The sequence below is a fragment of the Neoroseomonas oryzicola genome (assembly GCF_012163135.1).
Lineage (GTDB): Bacteria > Pseudomonadota > Alphaproteobacteria > Acetobacterales > Acetobacteraceae > Neoroseomonas > Neoroseomonas oryzicola.
This window is the reverse complement of sequence record NZ_JAAVUP010000011.1, coordinates 62,554-81,340: the sequence shown is the minus strand read 5'-3', so window position 1 is coordinate 81,340 and position 18,787 is coordinate 62,554. Positions and strand designations below refer to the sequence as shown.

General features: G+C 71.6%; 19 protein-coding genes. 7 read left to right on the top strand and 12 right to left on the bottom strand.

From position 1 onward, the window contains the following. Positions 1 to 8: 8 nt before the first annotated feature. From GWK15_RS21885 to GWK15_RS21840, 10 genes are all read right to left on the bottom strand, one after another. A complete protein-coding gene (locus GWK15_RS21885; protein ID WP_168043526.1) occupies positions 9 to 884 on the bottom strand; it encodes an ABC transporter permease in 876 nt (291 codons plus the stop codon). Continuing rightward, positions 881 to 1,834 carry an ABC transporter permease gene (locus GWK15_RS21880; RefSeq protein ID WP_168043525.1) on the bottom strand — a complete coding sequence of 318 codons (954 nt, stop codon included), beginning with the start codon at positions 1,832 to 1,834 and terminating at the stop codon, positions 881 to 883. Before GWK15_RS21880 ends, GWK15_RS21885 begins: the two co-directional genes overlap by 4 nt. Beyond that, on the bottom strand, positions 1,831 to 2,802 hold the full coding sequence (locus GWK15_RS21875; RefSeq protein WP_168043524.1) for an ABC transporter ATP-binding protein: 972 nt from the start codon (positions 2,800 to 2,802) through the stop codon (positions 1,831 to 1,833). Before GWK15_RS21875 ends, GWK15_RS21880 begins: the two co-directional genes overlap by 4 nt. Further along, positions 2,795 to 3,817, bottom strand: coding sequence for an ABC transporter ATP-binding protein (locus GWK15_RS21870; protein ID WP_168043523.1), 1,023 nt, complete (start codon positions 3,815 to 3,817; stop codon positions 2,795 to 2,797). The genes GWK15_RS21875 and GWK15_RS21870 overlap by 8 nt, the downstream gene beginning before the upstream one ends. After that, positions 3,814 to 4,404 carry a sarcosine oxidase subunit gamma family protein gene (locus GWK15_RS21865; protein ID WP_168043522.1) on the bottom strand — a complete coding sequence of 197 codons (591 nt, stop codon included), beginning with the start codon at positions 4,402 to 4,404 and terminating at the stop codon, positions 3,814 to 3,816. Before GWK15_RS21865 ends, GWK15_RS21870 begins: the two co-directional genes overlap by 4 nt. Further along, entirely contained in the window at positions 4,391 to 7,327 is a 2,937-nt protein-coding gene (locus GWK15_RS21860; protein WP_168043521.1) for a sarcosine oxidase subunit alpha family protein, read from the bottom strand. Before GWK15_RS21860 ends, GWK15_RS21865 begins: the two co-directional genes overlap by 14 nt. Continuing rightward, positions 7,324 to 7,599, bottom strand: coding sequence for a sarcosine oxidase subunit delta (locus GWK15_RS21855; protein WP_168043520.1), 276 nt, complete (start codon positions 7,597 to 7,599; stop codon positions 7,324 to 7,326). Before GWK15_RS21855 ends, GWK15_RS21860 begins: the two co-directional genes overlap by 4 nt. Continuing rightward, on the bottom strand, positions 7,600 to 8,853 hold the full coding sequence (locus GWK15_RS21850; RefSeq protein ID WP_168043519.1) for a sarcosine oxidase subunit beta family protein: 1,254 nt from the start codon (positions 8,851 to 8,853) through the stop codon (positions 7,600 to 7,602). 72 nt (positions 8,854 to 8,925) lie between these two features. Further along, positions 8,926 to 9,552 carry a fumarate hydratase C-terminal domain-containing protein gene (locus tag GWK15_RS21845; RefSeq protein ID WP_168043518.1) on the bottom strand — a complete coding sequence of 209 codons (627 nt, stop codon included), beginning with the start codon at positions 9,550 to 9,552 and terminating at the stop codon, positions 8,926 to 8,928. Beyond that, positions 9,549 to 10,418 carry a fumarate hydratase gene (locus GWK15_RS21840; RefSeq protein ID WP_168043517.1) on the bottom strand — a complete coding sequence of 290 codons (870 nt, stop codon included), beginning with the start codon at positions 10,416 to 10,418 and terminating at the stop codon, positions 9,549 to 9,551. Before GWK15_RS21840 ends, GWK15_RS21845 begins: the two co-directional genes overlap by 4 nt. Before the next feature lie 114 nt (positions 10,419 to 10,532). Between GWK15_RS21840 and GWK15_RS21835 the strand changes: the two genes are divergently transcribed. The 7 genes from GWK15_RS21835 to GWK15_RS21805 are packed head-to-tail and all read left to right on the top strand — an operon-like array spanning position 10,533 to position 16,326. Continuing rightward, a complete protein-coding gene (locus tag GWK15_RS21835) occupies positions 10,533 to 11,144 on the top strand; it encodes a glutathione S-transferase (protein ID WP_209442349.1) in 612 nt (203 codons plus the stop codon). 1 nt (position 11,145) lies between these two features. Further along, on the top strand, positions 11,146 to 11,739 hold the full coding sequence (locus tag GWK15_RS21830) for a carboxymuconolactone decarboxylase family protein (RefSeq protein ID WP_168043516.1): 594 nt from the start codon (positions 11,146 to 11,148) through the stop codon (positions 11,737 to 11,739). Between the two features lie 35 nt (positions 11,740 to 11,774). Beyond that, a complete protein-coding gene (locus GWK15_RS21825; RefSeq protein ID WP_245211812.1) occupies positions 11,775 to 12,743 on the top strand; it encodes a Bug family tripartite tricarboxylate transporter substrate binding protein in 969 nt (322 codons plus the stop codon). A 4-nt stretch (positions 12,744 to 12,747) separates the two neighbouring features. Beyond that, on the top strand, positions 12,748 to 13,704 hold the full coding sequence (locus tag GWK15_RS21820) for a Bug family tripartite tricarboxylate transporter substrate binding protein (RefSeq protein WP_168043515.1): 957 nt from the start codon (positions 12,748 to 12,750) through the stop codon (positions 13,702 to 13,704). Next, entirely contained in the window at positions 13,701 to 14,663 is a 963-nt protein-coding gene (locus GWK15_RS21815; protein WP_168043514.1) for a Bug family tripartite tricarboxylate transporter substrate binding protein, read from the top strand. Before GWK15_RS21820 ends, GWK15_RS21815 begins: the two co-directional genes overlap by 4 nt. After that, a complete protein-coding gene (locus GWK15_RS21810) occupies positions 14,660 to 15,589 on the top strand; it encodes a 2-hydroxyacid dehydrogenase (protein WP_168043513.1) in 930 nt (309 codons plus the stop codon). The genes GWK15_RS21815 and GWK15_RS21810 overlap by 4 nt, the downstream gene beginning before the upstream one ends. Next, entirely contained in the window at positions 15,586 to 16,326 is a 741-nt protein-coding gene (locus tag GWK15_RS21805; protein WP_168043512.1) for a GntR family transcriptional regulator, read from the top strand. The genes GWK15_RS21810 and GWK15_RS21805 overlap by 4 nt, the downstream gene beginning before the upstream one ends. A gap of 185 nt (positions 16,327 to 16,511) precedes the next feature. On the opposite strand, the gene GWK15_RS21800 is transcribed toward GWK15_RS21805, so the two are convergent. Next, on the bottom strand, positions 16,512 to 17,297 hold the full coding sequence (locus GWK15_RS21800) for an alpha/beta fold hydrolase (protein WP_168043511.1): 786 nt from the start codon (positions 17,295 to 17,297) through the stop codon (positions 16,512 to 16,514). Between the two features lie 34 nt (positions 17,298 to 17,331). Then, a complete protein-coding gene (locus GWK15_RS21795; protein WP_168043510.1) occupies positions 17,332 to 18,681 on the bottom strand; it encodes an NAD(P)/FAD-dependent oxidoreductase in 1,350 nt (449 codons plus the stop codon). Positions 18,682 to 18,787: the final 106 nt, after the last annotated feature.

The window sequence follows — 18,787 nt, the reverse complement described above, 5'->3', positions numbered from 1 at the left end:
CTTGTGGTTCACGGATCCATGCGCAGGCGCGGGTCGAGCGCGTCGCGGAGCCCGTCGCCCATGAAATTGAAGCCCATCACCGTCAGCGTGATCGCCGCCCCGGGCAGGATGGCGAGCCAGGGGACGGTATCAAAATACCCCTGCGCGTTGGTGAGCATGTTGCCCCAGGAGGCGAGCGGCGGCTGCACCCCGTAGCCGAGATAGGAGATGTAGCTCTCCATCAGCACCGCCGAGGCGACCTTGAGCGTCGCCGCGACCAGGATCGGCGCCGCGGCGTTGGGCAGCAATTCGCGGAACATGATGCGCGCGCGTGACGCGCCGAGCGCGCGCGCCGCCGCGACGAAATCCTGTTCCTTCAGGTGCAGGATCTCGGCCCGGACGATGCGGCTGACCTCCATCCACGATGTCAGGCCGATAACCAGCGAGATCGACAGCAGCGTCGGCGGCACGAAGGCCGCGACCACCAGCAGCAGGAAGACCTGCGGGAAGCACAGCATGGTGTCGACGAAACGCATCAGCAGGTTGTCGACGACCCCGCCGAGGAAGCCCGCGGTGATGCCGATCAGCGCCCCGGTCATCACCGTGGTGACCATCGCCACCAGCCCGACGGTCAGCGACACCCTGCCGCCATAGAGCAGCCGCGACAGCGTATCCCGCCCGAGTTCGTCCGTGCCCAGGGGATGCGCCCAGTCGGCGAAGGGCGGGCGGAAGCGCAGGGCGGTGTCGAGCAGCGTCGGGTCCTGCGGCGCGAAGGCCGGCGCGAAGAGCGCGGAGGCCAGCAGCAGCGCCACCACGAAGCCGCCCGCCAGCGCCAGGCGATGCCGCCGGAAGCGCGTCCAGACGCGGCCGATTTGGCTCTGCGGGGCAGCGGCGGTCGCGCTCATCGCAGCCGCACCCGCGGGTCGATGACCGCGATGGCCAGGTCGGCAAGCAGGTTTCCGATGATCACGAAGATGGCCGTGAACATCATCATGCCCATCAGCACCGGGTATTCCTTCATGTTCAGGGCATCGACGAACAGGCGCCCCATGCCGGGCCAGCCGAAGATCGTCTCGGTCACCAGCGCGCCGGAGAACAGGAAGGGCAGTTCGACGCCCAGCAGCGCGATCAACGGCTTGGCGGCATTGGGGAAGGCATGGCGCATCAGCCGCGCCGCCGGCGGCACGCCCTTCGCGCGGGCCGTGCGCATGAAGTCCTGCTGCATCACCTCGAGGAAGGCGGAGCGCGAATAGCGGCTCCAGGTCGCGGTGATGACGAGCGCGAGGACCATGGTCGGCAGCACCAGGTGCCGCAGGAGCGAGAGGATGTTGCCTTCCTCCCCCAGCTCCCACATCCCGCCCGAAGGCAGCCAGCGCAGTTCGATCGCGAAGACGAAGATGGCCATCAGCCCGAACCAGAAGGTCGGGAAGGACAGCGCGAACAGCGCGCCGGTCGTCGCGAGCACGTCGAAGACGGAATACCGCTTCACCGCGCCCAGCACGCCGATCGACAGGCCGAGCACGATCGCCACCGACAGCGCCGATCCCATCAGCAGCAGCGTCGCCGGCAGGCGTTCCAGGATCACGCCCAGCACGGGCCGCCCGCCGAAGAAGGTGTAGCCCCAATTGCCGGAGAAGATGCCGGTCGCCCATTTCACGTATTGCACATGCACCGGCTGATCGAGGCCGAAGATGATCTTGATGCGCTCGATGTCCTGCGCCTGGATCGTCGGGTTCAACGTATAGACCGCGAGCGGCCCGCCCGGGGCGAGGTGCATCAGCCCGAAGCCGATCAGCGACACGCCGATCAGCAGCGGGATGGCCTGCAGCAGGCGCCAGGCGACGAAGCCGATCATGGCGCGGCCAGGTGGCAGGCCACGGCATGGCCAGGGGCGACGACGCGGGGCAGCGGCACCTCCTCCGCGCAGCGGGGCTGGGCGATCGGACAGCGGGGATGGAAATGGCAGCCCTTGGGCGGCTTCGCAGGGCTCGGCACGTCGCCCTGGAGCACCTGGCGCGCACGCCGGCGGCCCGGCACCGGTTCCGGCACGGCGGACAGCAGCGCCTGGGTGTAGGGATGGCGCGCGTCGAAGAACAGCGTCTCGCGCGGCGCCGTTTCCACCACGCGGCCGAGATACATCACCGCCACCCGGTCCGCGACATGGCTGACGACGGCCAGGTTGTGCGAGATCATGATGTAGGCGAGGCCGCGTTCCGCCTGCAGCCGCTTCATCAGGTTGATGACCTGCGCCTGGATCGAGACGTCGAGCGCGCTGACCGGCTCGTCCCCGATGATCAGTTCCGGCTCCAGCGCGAGCGCGCGGGCGATGCCGATGCGCTGGCGCTGTCCGCCGCTGAATTCATGCGGGTAGCGCCGCGCCGCTTCGGGCGGCAGGCCGACGGTGCGCAGCAGTTCGGCGACCCGCGCGTGGCGGTCGGCCGTCGTGCCGATGCGATGGATCTCGTAAGGCGCGGCCAGGATGCCGCCCACCGTCATGCGGGGATTGAGGCTCGCATAGGGGTCCTGGAAGACGATCTGCATCCGCCGGCGGAAGGGCGCGAGGCGCGAGGGGCCGTGCTGCGCGATCTCCTCCCCGCCGAAACGGATGGATCCGCCGGTCGGATCGATCAGCCGCAGGATCGCCTTGCCGGTCGTGGTCTTGCCGCAGCCGCTCTCGCCTACCAGGGCCAGCGTTTCCCCGCGCCCGACTTCGAGGTCCACGCCATCCACCGCGCGCACCGTGCCGACGCGCTGCCGCAGGAAGGGCGAGCGGATGGGGAAATGGACCTCGAGGCCCGAGACCTTCAGCAGCGGGTCAGCCATTCGCCGGATTCCAGCACGCGACGCGATGGCCGGGATCGGTCTCCGCCAGCGGCGGCGGCTCCGCGGCGCAGCCCGAGACGGCCCGCGCGCAGCGCGGCATGAAGGCGCAGCCGCGCGGACGGTCCCCTGCTCCCGGCACCATGCCGGGGATCTCGGGCAGGGTCGGCGCCGGCACGCGCTCGATCTTCGGGATCGAGGCCAGCAGCCCGCGCGTATAGGGATGCCGCGGCGCGGCGAACAGCGCGGCGACCGGCGCTTCCTCGACGATCCTGCCCGCATACATCACCGCGACGCGATGCGCGGTCTCCGCGATCACCGCAAGGTCGTGGGTGATGAGCAGGATCGCGCTGCCCATCTCCCGCTGCAGCTCGGCGAGCAGCTCCAGGATCTGCGCCTGCACCGTGACGTCGAGCGCGGTCGTCGGTTCATCCGCCACCAGCACCGCCGGCCGGCAGGCCAGCGCGATGGCGATCATCGCCCGTTGCCGCATCCCGCCCGAGAGCAGGTGCGGATAGGCCCGCGCCACCCGCGCCGGATCAGGGATATGCACCAGGCGCAGCATCTCCTCGGCCCGCGCCGCGGCCTCGCGGGATGACAGCCCCAGGTGGCGGACCAGCGGCTCGGCGATCTGCCGCCCGACCGTCATCACCGGGTTCAGCGAGGTCATCGGCTCCTGGAACACCATGGAGACGGTGCGCCCGCGCAGCGCCGACATGCGCTTTTCATCGAGCGCCATCAGGTCGGTGCCGTCGAGCAGCACCTCCCCCTTCGGCAGCGCGGCGAGCGGCGGTTCCAGCAGGCGCATCAGCATCAGCGCGGTCAGCGTCTTGCCACTGCCGCTTTCGCCGACAAGGCCGAGCGTCTCGCCGCGGCGCAGGTCGAAGGACACGCCATCCACCGCGCGCAGCACATGCGGCGGGACGGGGATATGCAGCGTCAGGTCGCGGACGCTGAGCAGCGGGGCTTCGGCGGCGGCCGCTCCGGTCTCGTCCGGAAGGCTCGCCGCCGCGCTCATGCGATCTCCACGCCGAAGGGCGCGCCGGCCTCGAGCAGCCAATGCAGGAATGGCTCGGCCAAGGTCGAGAAGACCGTCAGCTCGAAACTCGGCGCGGCGTCGGTCTGATGCACCAGGCAGCCGATCTGCGCGATCGGCGTGCTCGCGGCGCGGCCAGGACCGAAGGCGCGCGGATGCAGGTCGATCCGGCAGCCGCGGGACAGCGCCTCCCGCGCCACAGCGCCGGACACGGCGATGGTGGTCCGCCCATGGCTCTGGTCCGCGACGGCCGCGCAGGTCGCGAAGGCCTCCGCCGCGCGCACGGCGAGCGCGCCTTCGGTCGTCCGCGGCGCCGTCAGCAGCCATTGCCCCGGCTGGATCCAGATCGCCGTCACGCCGCTGCCGGAAGCGGTGTGCCCAGGCCCGGGCGCGTCGATGCCGAAGGCCGTCCGCATCGCCGCGGCCAACGCCGCATCCTGTCCGCGCCGGACCATGACCTGCACGATGTCGCGCGCGGGAAAGGACACGCGCAGCGGCGCATCGCCCGCCGCGCCATGACGGCCGCGCGCGACGCCGGCGAGCGGATGCACGGCCTCAGGCGCGGACACGCAGGTTCTCCGCGTCATAGCCATGCGGGCTGACCACCTTCACCGGCACCTCCTCGCCCATCAGCGGGTTGGCGGCGACGATCACGCTGCCGATGTGTGTCTCGCCGTCCCGCAGCAGGCCAAGCCCGATCCAGCCCGGATCGACGACCGACTGCGTGGCGCTGCTGATCCAGCCCTGGCTGCGCCCGTCGACGATCAGGTGGCAGCCGGCGCGGATCTGCCGCGCGGGATCGGCGCTGCGCAGCCCGACCAGCCGCGGCCGCGACGGATCCGTCATCCCCGGCCGCTGCGCCAGCACGCGCCCGATGAAATCGCCCTTCTTCTTGAGCATCCGCCCCAGGCCGAGATCCTGCGCCGTGGTCTGGCCGTTCAGCTCCGACCCGGCGACATGGCCCTTCTCGATGCGCAGCAGGCCCAGCGCCTCCACGCCATAGGGCTCGATGCCGTGCGGCGCACCCGCCGCCAGCACCGCCCGCCAGACCTGCGTGGCGTAGCCCGCCGGCATCGCGATCTCATAGGCGAGCTCACCCGAGAAGGAGATGCGGAACAGCCGCGCCGGCACGCCCGCCGCGAGGCAATCGGCGACGGCCATGAAGGGAAACGCCTCGTTCGACACATCGAGGCCCGTCACGACCGCCGCGACCACCTCCCGCGCCTTCGGACCGGCGATCGACATCGCCGCCCATTGGTCGGTGACGCTCGCCAGGCTGACATCGAGGTCTGGCCAGGCGCTCGCCAGGTGGAACTCGAGATGCTGCATCACCGGCCCGGCCTGCGCCGTGGTGGTGGTGACGAAGAAGCGGTCGGGCCCGAGGCGCGTCGTCGTGCCGTCGTCGAAGACGATGCCGTCCTCGCGCAGCATCAGCCCGTAGCGCGCCCGCCCGACCTGCAGCGTCGAGAAGGTGTTGGCATAGACGCGATCGAGGAAGGTTGCCGCATCCGGCCCCTCCACCACGATCTTGCCGAGCGTCGAGACGTCGCAGACGCCGACGCGCTCGCGCACCGCCCTCGCCTCGCGCTTCACGCTCGCCCAGGCATCGGCGTCGCCGGCCTTCGGATAGTAGGCCGGGCGCTTCCAGATGCCCGCATCCATCCACACCGCGCCGAGCGCCTCATGCTCGCCATGCAGCGCGGTCCGCCGCACCGGCTGGAAATGTTGCCCGACCTCGCCGCCCGCGATGGCACCCCAGGCGACCGGCGAGGTGTAGGGCCGGAAGCGCGGCAGGCCGACCTTGGCGACGGGTTCCTCGCGCGCCTCGGCCAGCACCGCGGCGCCGACCAGGCCACCCACCTTGCCCTGGTCCGTGCCCATGGCGTGGGTGGTGTAGCGCTTGGCGTGCTCGATATGGCTGTAGCCCTCGCGATGCGCGAGGCGGATGTCGTCGGCGGTGACGTCGTCCTGGATGTCGACGAAGGCCTTGCCGCGCCCCTTCACTTCCCACAGCTCGTAGGGGCGATGATCGGGCGCCGGCGCCTCGGGCAGCGTCATCGCAGGCGCCGCCGCGAAGCCCGCCGCGACCGCCGCCGCCTGCCCCGCCGCCGCGCCATCCGCCGCCGCCGCGGCGATGCCGTTCACCCCGCGGCAGCCGCCCGCGCTGCGTTCGTGCTGGGACGCCGCGCCCGGCACGAAAGCCAGCAGCGCCTCATCCCAGGCTAGCGCCGATCCCGACATGCTCGCGAGGTGCACCGCCGGATTCCAGCCCCCCGACACCATCAGCAGATCCGCCGGCACAGCATCGCCGCGGCCACCGCTGCCCGGCGCGCCGATCTCGACGCCACGCAGAGCATTCCCGCCGACCGTGCCGGTCACCACGCTGCCCGCATTGACGGTGAAGCCGGCCTCCCGCGCGCGCTGCATCGCGGCGCTGTCGGTGCGCGGGTCGATGATGGCAGCGATGCGCGTGCCAGCCTCGGCCAGCGCGAAGGCGGCATCATAGGCGGCGTCATGCGTCGCAAAGAGCGCGGCGGTCTCGCCCGCCCGCACGCCATAGCGCCGCGCGTAGGTCCGCGCCGCGCCGGCCAGCATCACGCCGGGCCGGTCATTGCCCGGGAAGGCGATGATCCGCTCATGCGCGCCGGTGGCGAGCACCACTTCCTTCGCGCGGATCGTCCAGTAGCGCTGGCGGGCCGTATGCGCGGGCGGCTGCGGCAGATGGTCGGCCACCCGCTCGACCGCGCCAAGCACGCCCTGGTCGTAGAAGCCGAAGACGGTGGTGCGCGGCAGCAGCGTCACCTCGGGCATCGCCTCGAGCGCCGCGATGCTCTCCTGCCGCCAGGCCTCGAGCCCCGGCTCGTTCAAAAGGTCGCCGCCGAGCAGGAAGTCCTGCTCCGCCAGGATCACCCGCGCACCGGTCGCGCCCGCCGCCCGCGCCGCCGCGAGCCCCGCGGCGCCAGCGCCGACGACTAGCACGTCGCAATGCGCGTGGGCGCTCTCATAATGGTCCGGGTCCGGCAGGCCCGACGCACGCCCGAGCCCCGCCGCCTTGCGGATCATCGGCTCGTAGACGCGTTCCCAGAAGGAGGCGGGCCACATGAAGGTCTTGTAGTAGAAGCCGGCGCCGAGCCAGGGCGCGAGCAGCCCGTTCACCGCCATCCAGTCGAAGGCGAGCGAACCGCGATGATTCTGGCTGGTGGCGGCCAGGCCGTCGAACAGCTCGGCCACCGTCGCGCGTGTGTTCGGCTCGCGCCGCGCCCCGTCGCGCAACTCGACCAGCGCATTGGGTTCCTCGACGCCCGCCGAGAGGATCCCGCGCGGCCGGTGATACTTGAAGGACCGCCCGACCAGCCGCACGCCGTTCGCGAGCAGCGCCGCGGCGAGGGTGTCGCCGTGGTGCCCGTCATAGGCGCGCCCATCGAAGGTGAAGTTCAGCCGCTTCGAACGGTCGACATGGCCGCCCGAGGGCAGGCGAAAGCGCTGGCTCATGCCCCGGGCACCTCGAGCGTCTCGGTCGCGGCGGCCACGGCGCGGACCTCATGCGTCACGGTGTGGCGCAGCACCTTGAGGAAGGCGCGGCAGCCGCCATTGTGCTGCCACCACTCCACCTGCCAGCCGCGCGGGTTGCGCCGCAGATACAGGTAATCGTGGAAGGCGCCGACATCACCGTCCGGGCCGGGCCGCGTGACGGTGGCATCGCCGCGGTAGGTGAACTCCACCTCGTCGCGCGCGCCGCAATGGGGGCAAGGGATGCGCAGCATCTACTGCGCCCAGAAGAAGGGGCCGTTGCCCCGCTCGTCGAGCATGCGGCCCTCGCGGAACCTGTCCAGCGTATGCGCGGCATTCAGCCGGTGCGGCGCGTCCTTGGCGATGGTCCAGGCATGGCACCAGCCGGATCCCGGCGTCGCCTTGAAGCCGCCGTAGCACCAGCCCGCGGTCATGTAGAGCCCTTGCACCGGCGTCTTGCAGATATAGGGCGACCCGTCCGGCGTCATGTCCATCACACCCGCCCAGGACCGCAGCCCGCGCAAGCGCCCGAGGGCCGGGATCATGCTGACGCCCGCCGCATAGACATGCTCGGCCGTCGGCAGCGTGCCGCGCTGGCCGTAGGAGGGATACCCGTCCAGCCCGCCGCCGAAGACCAGCCCGCCCTTGTCCGACTGGCTGACGTAGAAATGCCCGGCGCCGAAGGTCACGACGCAGTCGATCAGCGGCTTCAAGCCCTCGCTCACGAAGGCCTGCAGCAGATGCGTCTCGATCGGCACGTCGAAGCCGGCCATGGCCGTCAGCGTGCTGGTGCTGCCCGCGACCGCGAGGCCGACCTTCGGCGCCCGGATCTCGCCCCGCGTGGTGCGCACGCCCTGGATGGCGCCGCCCTCGATGATCATGCCGGTGACTTCGCAATGCTCGATGATGTCGACGCCGCGCGCATCCGCCGCATGGGCGAAGCCCCAGGCGACCGCGTCGTGCCGCGCCGTGCCGCCGCGCCGCTGCAGCAGCCCGCCCATCACCGGATAACGCCCATTGTCGACATCGACGATCGGGCACATCGCCTTCACGCCGTCGCGGTCGAGGATCTCCGCATCGATGCCGTTCAGCCGCATCGAGTTGCCGCGCCGCAGCGCCGCGTTCTTCTGCGCATCGTTGTGGAACAGGTTGATGACGCCGCGCTGGCTCATCATGACGTTGTAGTTGAGCGACTGCTCCAGCCCTTCCCAGAGCTTCAGCGAATGCTCGTAGAAATTGTTGTTCTCCGGCAGCATGTAGTTGGACCGGACGATCGTCGTATTGCGGCCCGTGTTGCCCTGCCCGATCAGGCCGCGTTCCAGCACGGCGACATTGGTGATGCCATGCTCGCTCGCCAGGTAGAAGGCGGTGGCAAGGCCGTGCCCGCCGCCGCCCACGACGATGACGTCATAGGACGGCTTCGGCGCCGCCTTGCGCCAGGCGGGCTTCCAGCCGCTGTTGCCGCGAAGCCCCTCCGTCAGGATACGAAAGCCCGAATACCCCGGCATCACTCGTCCCGCGCTGATCGCGGAAGTCTATGCACCGGATGGAAGGCTCGGCAAGCGAGCCCCCGGCAGAATTCATCCCGCGCCGGCGCGATCCGCGGCAAGGCGTGCGAGGATTTCGGGCATGCGTGCCTCCGCATCGTGCCGCAGCGAGTCGAACAGGCTGTTGCCATGCGCGTCGATGCCGACCGTCAGCGGACCGAGCCCGCGCACCGCGAGCCGGACCAGCCGGTAATGCGCGACGAGGTCGGGATAGGCGACCTCCCGCACCGCCTCGATCGCCGCCGAATGCAGCGGCGCCCCGCCGCCGAGGAAGGAGAGGTAGACGCACCCCACCTCCCGCATCGCCTCCACGCAGCCAGCGTCGAGCCCGCCCTTCCCGCCGACGGCCGTCAGGCCGAAATGCCGGATCAGCCGCGGCATCAGCGCATTGAAGCGCGTGCTGGTCGTCGGGTTCATGTAGAGCACCTCGAGCCCGCCCTCCGCCGTGTCGCGCGAATAGGACCCGAGATGCATCAGCGATCCGCCGGCGAGCGGGATCGGCGGCTCGCGCCCTTCCTCGGCGCAGGCGACCAGGCGTTGGACGGTCGGCAGCCCGGCGGTGATGACGATCTCCCCGTCGAGCAGCACCATGTCGCCGGCACGCAGGCTCCGCGCCTCCTCCCGCGACATCGGCATTCGGATGGTGCGCAGGCTGCTCATTCCAGGCGCTCCACGGTCCCGTCGCCATGGATGCGCGCGCGCGTCCGGCGGTTGATCCAGCAGTTGAAGCACACGGCGACCGGCGTGTAGCCGTGCCCCGAGGCGTAATCGACATGCACCGCCAGCGCCGTCGTGTCGCCGCCCGTGCCCATCGGCCCGAAGCCCGTGGCATTGACCGCGCGCAGCAGGCGCTCCTCCATCGCCGCCAGCACCGGCTCGGGGTTCGTGCTGCCGATCGGGCGCATCGTCGCCTTGCTCGCGATGCGCGCCGCCACATCGAAGGACCCGCCGATGCCCACGCCGACGATCACCGGCGGGCAGTGCTGCGATCCCGCCTGCAGCACCACCTTCATCACATAGGCCTCGATCTCGGCGAGGGTGGGGAAGGAGAAGGTCTCGAGCGCCGCCCAGCGGCCCGATCCCAGCGCCTTGGGCTGGCACAGGATCTCGACCCAGTCCGCCCCGCCGGCGACGTCCCAGGTCACCAGCGGCATGTCCTTGCCCTTGTAGCCGCGCTCATTCGTCAGCGGGTTCGTCACATGCTTGAGCAGGGGCGGATCGATGGTCGCGACGAGTTCGTCGAAGCCGTCCGAGATCGCCGCCTTGATGTCGCCCTCGAGCCGCGCCGCGGTGCCGATCGTGACGTGATAGACCGGCACGCCCGCATCTGAGCAGATGAAGCGTCCTTCCGCTTCCGCCTTGCGCGCGGACCCGAGCATCATCGCCAGGACTTGACGGGCACCCTCATGGCTCTCCGCAGCCAGCGCCCGCCCAAGTCCGTCCTTGGTATCGGCCGGCACGGCGCGCAGCGACCAGTCGTAGAGCTGCGCGGACAGCGCCTTCACCGCCTCATAGGTGATGGGCATGCACCTCGGTTTCCTTCCCTGCACGCGATGGCTGGACGCCGGCGCGCGCGGCCTTAAAGTCATACAACTGACCTAACGACACAAGAGGGAGGGGCGCCGCGGCGCCGCATGTCCATGATGAAGCTTCACTGGTCCCCGCGCTCCCCCTTCGTGCGCAAGGTCATGGTCGCGGCGCACGAACTCGGCCTCGCCGACCGCATCGACACCGTGCGCACCGTCGTCGCCATGACCAAGGTCGCGCCCGAGCTCCTGCCCGACAATCCGCTCGGGAAGATCCCGACCCTGGTGCTGGAGGACGGGACGGTCCTCTACGACAGCCTCGTCATCGTCGAATACCTCGACAGCCTGGCCGGCGGCGGGCGCCTCATCCCGGCCTCTGGCATGCCGCGCTTCGTCGAACTTCGCCGCCACGCGCTCGCGACCGGCTTCCTCGATATGCTCATCCTGTGGCGCGCCGAGCGCGCGCGCGCGGTCCCGCAGCCCGAACTGATCGACACCTTCACGACCAAGCTCGACGCACTGCTGCCGGCCATCGATGCGGAGATCGAGGCGATCGCCGCCGCGCCTGTCGGCGTCGCGCAGATCACCTTCGCCATCGCCGGCGACTACATGGATTTCCGCTTCGCCGACCTCGGCTGGCGCGACCGCGCCCCGCGCTTCGCCGCCTGGCAGGCCGGCTTCGCGAAGCGCCCGTCGATGCTCGCCACGCCCGTCATCGACGCCTGACATGCCCCGCATTCCCCTGCCCGCCACGCGAGAAGATCTCACCGAGGACGCGCAGCGGGAGGTCTGGGACCGCGTCGTCTCCGGCCCGCGCGGGCGCGTCGTCGGCCCGCTGCGTGCGGCGATCCATGCGCCGGACCTCGCCCGCGCCTGGTCCGCGCTCGGGGAATCGCTGCGCTTCGGCACCTCGCTCGGCAAGCGGCTGGCTGAGCTCGCCATCATCGTCACCGGCCGGCGCTGGTCGGCGCAGGTCGAATGGTTCGTCCACGCCCGCGCCGCGGCGGAGGCCGGCCTCGAACCCGAGATCATCGCCGCCATCCGCGACGGCCGGCCGCCGCGCTTCACGGAGCCGGACGACGCGGTGATCTACGACTATGCGCGCCTGCTGCTGCGCGACGGCAACGTGCCGGACGACCTCCATGCCCGCGTCACGCAGCGCTTCGGCGTGAAGGGCGTGGTCGAACTGACGGCGCTCGTCGGCTACTACTCCATGGTCGCGATGACGCTGAACGCGCACGGCATCCCGCTGCCCGAGGAAGCGCCGCTCCCCCTCGCCGCACCGCCGGAGGGACTCTTCGACCAACCGCCGCCGGAGTAGCGGCGCCAGGAACAACGATACGGGAGGAACCAAGGATGATCCGCAGAAGGACCGCGCTTTCCGCGCTGATGCTGCCCGCGCTCGCCGGCCGTGCCCGGGCCCAGGCCTTCCCCGACCAGCCCATCCGCCTCGTCATTCCCTTCGCTGCCGGCGGGCCCGCGGACCTCATCGCGCGTTCTGTCGGCCGCGTGATGGGCGAACGCCTCGGCAAGCCCGTGGTGGTGGAGGCCCGCGCCGGCGCCGGCGGCCTGATCGGCGTCGAATACGTCGCGAAGTCGCGCCCCGACGGCTACACGCTGGTCCTCGCGAGCAGCGGCGCCATGGCCATCCTGCCGCACCTGCAGCCCAACATGCCCTACGATCCGCGGCGCGACCTCTCGCCGATCACGCAGGTGCTGGCGGTGCCGCAGATCGTCTCCGTCGCACCCGGCCTCGGCGTGCGCAACCTTGCAGAACTCGTGGCACTCGCGAAGGCGCGGCCCGGCCAGCTTACCTTCGGTTCGGCGGGCATCGGATCCTCGCTGCATCTCGCGGGCGAACTGTTCAAGCTGCGCGCTGGCATCGACATCACCCACGTGCCGTTCCGCGGCGCGGCACCGGCGGTGACGGAACTCCTCGCGGGGCGCATCCAGATCCTGTGCGCCGACGTCCCCGCGCTGCTCGGCCAGGTGCGTGCGGGCGCGCTGCCCGCGCTGGCGCTGACCGCGCCGCAGCGCCTCGCGATCCTGCCCGACGTCCCCACCGCCGAGGAAGCCGGCGTGCCCGGCTTCATCAGCGAGACCTGGTACGGCGTGCTCGGCCCCGCCGGCTTGCCGGCCGACCGCGTCGCGACGCTGCACGCCGCCGCGCGCGCGGCGCTCGAGGATGCCGACACGCGCCGCGTGCTGCTCGACCAGGGCGGCCGCATCGTCGCGAGCAGCCCCGAGGAATTCGCCACCTTCATCCGCACCGCCTACGACACCTGGGGCGAGGTGGTGCGCGCGACCGGCATGAAGCTGGAATAGCGCGATGCGCCGTCGCGCCCTGATCGCCGCAGCGACGGCTGCCTTCCCGGTCACGGCCGGAGCCTGGCAGCCGCCGCGCCCGATGCGCATCCTGGTGCCGCTCGCCCCTGGCGGGACGGCGGACACCATCGCGCGCATCGTCGCCGACCCGATGGCCGCGACCCTCGGCCAGCCCGTGCTGATCGAGAACCGGCCCGGCGGCAATGGCAGCGTCGCGGCCATCTCGGTGGCGCGCGGACCGGCGGACGGGCTGACGCTGCTCTACTGCTCGCCGTCGATCCAGATCCTCAACCCGCTGATGATGCGCAACATCCCCTACGACGCGATGGCGGACTTCACGCCGGTCGTCGCCCTGATGCGCGCACCGAAGGTGCTTGTCGTCCGTCCGGATTTCCCCGCGCACAGCGTGGCGGAGCTCATCGCACTGGCAAAGTCGCGCCCAGGCGGCCTCACCTATGCGAGCGCGGGGATCGGGTCCTCCGCGCATCTCGCCGGCGCGCTCTTCGCGCAGATGGCGGGGATCGAGATGCTGCACATCCCCTATCGTGGCACCGCGCCCGGCGTGCAGGACCTGATGGGCGGCCGCGTCGACATGATCCTCGACACCGCCGCCGCGCTGCTGCCGCTGGTGCGCGAAGGCCGGCTGCGCGCCCTCGCGGTCAGCACGCAGGACCGCGCCGCGGCCGCGCCCGACCTGCCACCCATCGCGGCCACGCTGCCGGGCTTCAGCGACGCCTCCTTCAACTACCTGATCGCCGCGGCCCGGACGCCGCCCGACGCCATCGCGGCCATCAACGAGGCGGCGAACCATGCGCTCGCCGACCCTTCCGTCCGCGCGCGGTTCGCCGCCCTCGGCGCCGAGCCTCTCGGCGGCACGCCCGCCCAGCTCGCCGCCGCCGTGCAGGAGGAGATCGCGCGCTGGCGCGGCGTCATCGCATCCCAGGGAATCACCATCGAATGAGGCTCGCCCGCCGCGCCCTGCTTGCCATCCCGGCCACCCTCGCCGCGCCGGCCTTCGCGCAATCCTTCCCGAACCGTCCGCTGCGCCTCGTCGTGCCTTTCGCGGCCGGCGGCTCCGCCGATGCCAGCGCGCGGATGCTGGCCGATCCGCTGGGTGCCGCGCTCGGCCAGCCGGTTGTGGTGGACAACCGCCCCGGCGGCGGCGCGACCGTCGGCGCGCTCTTCGTCGCGCGCGCGACGCCCGATGGCCACACGCTGCTCTACGGCACGCCGGGGCCGCAGATCATCAACCCCCACCTGATGCGCAGCCTGCCCTACGACCCGGTGCGGGACTTCGCGCCGGTCTCGGGCTACAAGCGCGCGCCGAACCTCTTCGCGATCCACCCTTCGCTGCCGGCACAGGACGTGGCGGGGCTGATCGCGCTGGCACGCGCGGAGCCGGGGCGGCTCTCCTTCGCCTCCTCGGGCATCGGCTCCTCCTCGCACCTGGCGGGCGAGATGCTGAAATTCATGGCGCGCATCGACATCACCCACGTGCCCTACCGCGGCACCGGTCCCGCGACGACGGACCTCATCGCGGGGACGGTCAGCATGGCGCTCGACACGCTTTCGATCCTGCTGCCGCCGGCACGGGCGGGAAACCTCCGCGCCCTCGCCGTCACCACGCCGCAGCGTTCGCCGCTCGCCCCCGACCTGCCGGCGCTGGCCGAGACGCTGCCCGGCTTCGACGCCGCGCCCTTCAACTACATCTCCGCCCCGGCAGGCACGCCGCAGCCGATCGTCGCGCGGCTCAACGCCGCCATCGTCACCATCCTCAACGACCCCGCCTACCGCGCGCGGATGGAGGCACTGGGCGAGGAGGCGACGCCCTCCTCCCCGGAGGACCTCGCCGCCACCATCGCCGCCGAATCCGCCCGCTGGAAGCAGGTCATCGACGCCGCCGGAATCCGAGCCGAATGAACGACGTCAAGGAAGCGATCCTCCTCCTCTCCGCCATCCCGGCCGATCTGCGCGCGGCCCTCGCTGACCGCTTCACGCTGGTCGAGGACGCGCCGGCGGAAGGCCCGCGCCCCGGCTTCCGCATCGCCGTGACCATGGCCCTCGCCGGCGCGCGAGAGGAGCATTTCGCCCGCCTGCCCGACCTGCGCCTGGTGGTCAGCCAGGGCACCGGGCTCGAACGCATCGACCTGCCCGCCGCGGCGCGCCGCGGCATCGGCGTCGCCTACACGCCGGACGTGATGACCGAGGACGTGGCCGACGCGGCCATCGGCCTGATGTACGCCGCCGCCCGCCGCGTCGCCGAAGCCGACCGCTTCGTCCGCGCCGGGCGCTGGATGAAGGAACGCATGGGGCTCGGCCTCAGTCTGCATCGCAAGGCGACGGGGATCGTCGGCCTGGGGAAGATCGGCCAGGCCATCGCGCGGCGCTGCGCCGGGCTCGGCATGGACGTCGCCTGGACCGGCCCGCGGCCGAAGCCGGACCAGCCCTGGACCCATGTGCCCGACCTGCGCGCGCTGGCCGAACGCTCGGACGTGCTGATCCTCGCCGTGCCGGGCGGCGCCGGCACCGATGGGATGGTGGACGCCGCGGTGCTCGACGCGCTCGGCCCGCGCGGCGTGCTGGTGAACATCGCGCGCGGCTCGGTGGTGGATGAGGCGGCGCTGCTCAACGCTCTGGAACAGAAGCGCATCGCCGCCGCCGGGCTCGACGTCTTCGCGCGCGAGCCCGGGCTCGATCCCCGCTTCCTCGCCCTCGACAACGTGGTGCTCGCGCCGCATTCGGCGTCCCTCACCATCGAGACGCGGCATGCGCTGATCGCGCGCATCCTCTCGGACATCGAGGCGTTCCGCGAGGGCCGCCCCTTCCTGAATGCGGCCGCCGGATGAAGACCGCCGCCGTCGATCTCAGCCGCAGTGCGGTGGCGCGCTACCTCCAGCTCGCCACGCTCTTTCGCCGCAGGATCGAACAGGGCACCTGGCGGCGCGACGAACGCATCCCGACGGTCGACGAGCTCGCTGCCGAATGCGGCGTGGCGCGCGCGACGATCCGCCAGGCGCTCGACCAGCTCGAACAGGATGGGTTGATCGCGCGCTACCGCGCCAAGGGCACCTTCGTCCGCGCCGCGCCGGAAGCGAACCGCCTGTGGTGCGAGGTCGAGACCGACTGGTCCGGCCTGCTCCGATCGCGCGAGGGCGCGGAGATCGAGATCCTCGGCGACCGCCCCGACCAACCCGCCGATGCGCTGCCGACCGTGGACATCGGCCGCCCCGCGCCGCGCTACCACCATGTCCGCCGCCGCCATTGGCGCGATGGCCAGCCCTTCCTGCTCGCCGATGTGTGGCTCGACGAACGCCTCTGGCCGAAGGTGACGGCGAACGACCTGCGCACCCGCACGGCACTGAAACTGGTCGCCGGCATTCCCGGCGTACGCATCGCCGATGCGCGGCAGGTGCTCACCATCGGCACGGCGGATGTGGAAACGGCGGCGGGGTTGCAGGTCCCGCTCAACGCCCCCGTCGCCTTCGTCCGCCGCGCCGCGGTGAACCCGAGCGGCACGCTGCTGATGGTCGCCGATGGGATCTATCGCGGCGACGTGGTGCGGATCGACATCAAGCTGAGGTGAAGAGGAGTCTTCGTTTACCTCAGGCGCCGGCGCGAGTTTTTGGTCTGCCTCAAGCGCCGGCGCGCGCATCCGCGCGCTTGGCTTGCGCGCCATGCACTGGACCGCCCGGCACGGCGGTTGGTCTGGGCGCGGTCGCCCTTCGGGCTCCCGGCCCGAGGCTTAGCCTCGGGCCGCGGGCATCGTCCCTACGGCCACAGCCTTCTCGCATAGTCGATCAGCGCTTCTGCGACGGCCTGCGGCTGCTCCGGCAGGAGCGCGTGCCCGGCGCGCTCGATAACCACGCGCTGCGCCAGCGGCCCGAGCGTCGCGCGCAGGTCCGCCTCGCTTGGCGGGGCCGCGATCGCATCCTCCGCCGCCGCCAGGTAGAGCAGCGGCTTGCGGTCCGCGACGCGCAGCCAGGACCGGTCCGTCGTCGCCTCCCGCGCACGTCGCTGGGCGCGCGCCACCTCGGTGTGCCAGCCCGGCAGCCAGACGCTCGCATCGTTCCCCGGCGCGAAATAGCCGCGGCGCAGATGCCCCAGCCGCACCTCGTCGGGCAGCGACGTGTCGAAACTCCCCGCGATCGCCGCGCTGATCTCCGGATCGACGGTCGTGCCCGTCACCGCGGCCAGCATCGCCACGCCCTGCACCAGGTCGGGGCGCAGATGCGCGGTGATGCGCGCGACCCAGTTGCCGGCCGCATGGCCCGCGACCAGCGCGGTCGCGACGCCGTCCTGCTCCATCGCCGCGATCACGTCGCGCGCCATGTCGAACAGCGTCGATCCCTCGCGCAGCGGCGCCGATTGCCCGATGCCGCGCGGCTCCGGCCGGATCAGCCGCAGCCCGGCCGCGAGCAGCATCGGCGCGATGCCGTCGAAATCCTCCTGGCCGCGGCCCAGCGAGGGCAGCAGCACCACCGGATGCCCGCTGCCCTGCAGCCAGACCTCGAGCCGCCCGGACGGCAGGTCGAGCAGACGCGTCTCATGGTCCATGGCTTTCCTCCCTGCCGCGCGTCGCGAGGGCCGCTCAGATCCCCGCGGGCGCGTGCATGCGCGATCCGTCGGAAAAGCGCGACAGGCGGAAGGGCGCCGGATCGACGACCGGCGGCGCCCCGGTCGCGAGGTCCGCCGCCAGCCGTCCCGCCCCCGGCCCGATGCCGAAGCCATGCCCGCTGAACCCGGCCGCGACGACCAGGCCCAGCAGCGCCTCGACCGGCGAGATCACCGGCACCGCATCCGGCGTCGAGTCGATCCACCCCGCCCAGAGCCGCGCCGCGCGGATGCCCGCCAGTTCGGGATAGGTGGCGACGATCTCGCGCAGCGTCGGCTCGACGATGCTTGCCTTCGGCTTGGGGTCGAGCACGCGCATCCGCTCGAACACCGTCGGCCGGTCGAAGGACCACTTGCCGTGCCAGGCGTCCGGCCCTTCGAAGAAGGACTTGCCGAAGCGCAGCTCGACCATCTTCCAGTTCTTCCGCAGGCTCGGCAGGAACTGGCGCGCATAGCGGATGCCCGCCGGCGTCAGTTCGAGCCGCCCGCGTGCCCGCGCCGCCACCAGGTACCCGCCGTCGAGCAGCGGCGTGAGGATGAAGTCCGGCGTGTAGAGCGGCCCGCTGCTGACCTGCTTCGCCGGCGTCGTCGCGAAGATCGTCGAATGCACCGAGGATTGCGGCATGTCCGCCCCGTGCCGCCGCAGGAACATCGACGCCCAGGCGCCGCCCGCCAGCACCACCGCCTGCGCGCCGATCCGCCCCTTCTCGGTGAAGACGCCGCTGACGCGCCCGCCCGTGGTGTCGAGCCCCCGCACCGCGCAGTTCTGGTGCAGCGTCGCCCCCAGCGCCCGCGCCCCGCGCGCGAGTGCGGGCGCCGCCTTCGCCGGTTCCGCCCGCCCGTCGCGCGGCGAGACGATGCCGCCGATCCAGTCCTGCTCGTTGCCGGGCGTCAGCCGCTTCGCCTCGGCCGCGTCGATGATCCGCGCGCCCATCTGGTAGGGCTGCGCCATGTCGAGCCAGGCCTTCCAATCGGCCAGCTGCTGCGGATCCTTGGTGACGTAGACGAGCCCGTTGCGCCGGAAGCCCATGTCGGCGCCGATCTCGGCGGGCAGGCTGTCCCACAGCGACTGGCTGTGCTGCATCAGCGGGATCTCCCGCTCGTCGCGGTTCAGCGTGCGGCACCAGCCCCAGTTGCGGCTCGACTGCTCGCCCGCGACCACGCCCTTGTCCAGCAGCGCGACCGAATGCCCCGCCTTGGCCAGCGCATAGGCGGCGCCGACGCCGACGATGCCCGCGCCGATCACGGCGACATCGACCGATGCAGGCAGGGCGGCATCGCTCTCGACGGGGTCGAGGAGGCGGGGTCCGGGATTCGGCGTGCTCATGCCTCATCTGTGCGCAGGACCGGCGGGGACTGTCCAGATACGGATCGATCGACGCCTCGTACTGCGATTTCGTGGGTTGCGCCCATCGCCGCACGGGGGAACCATC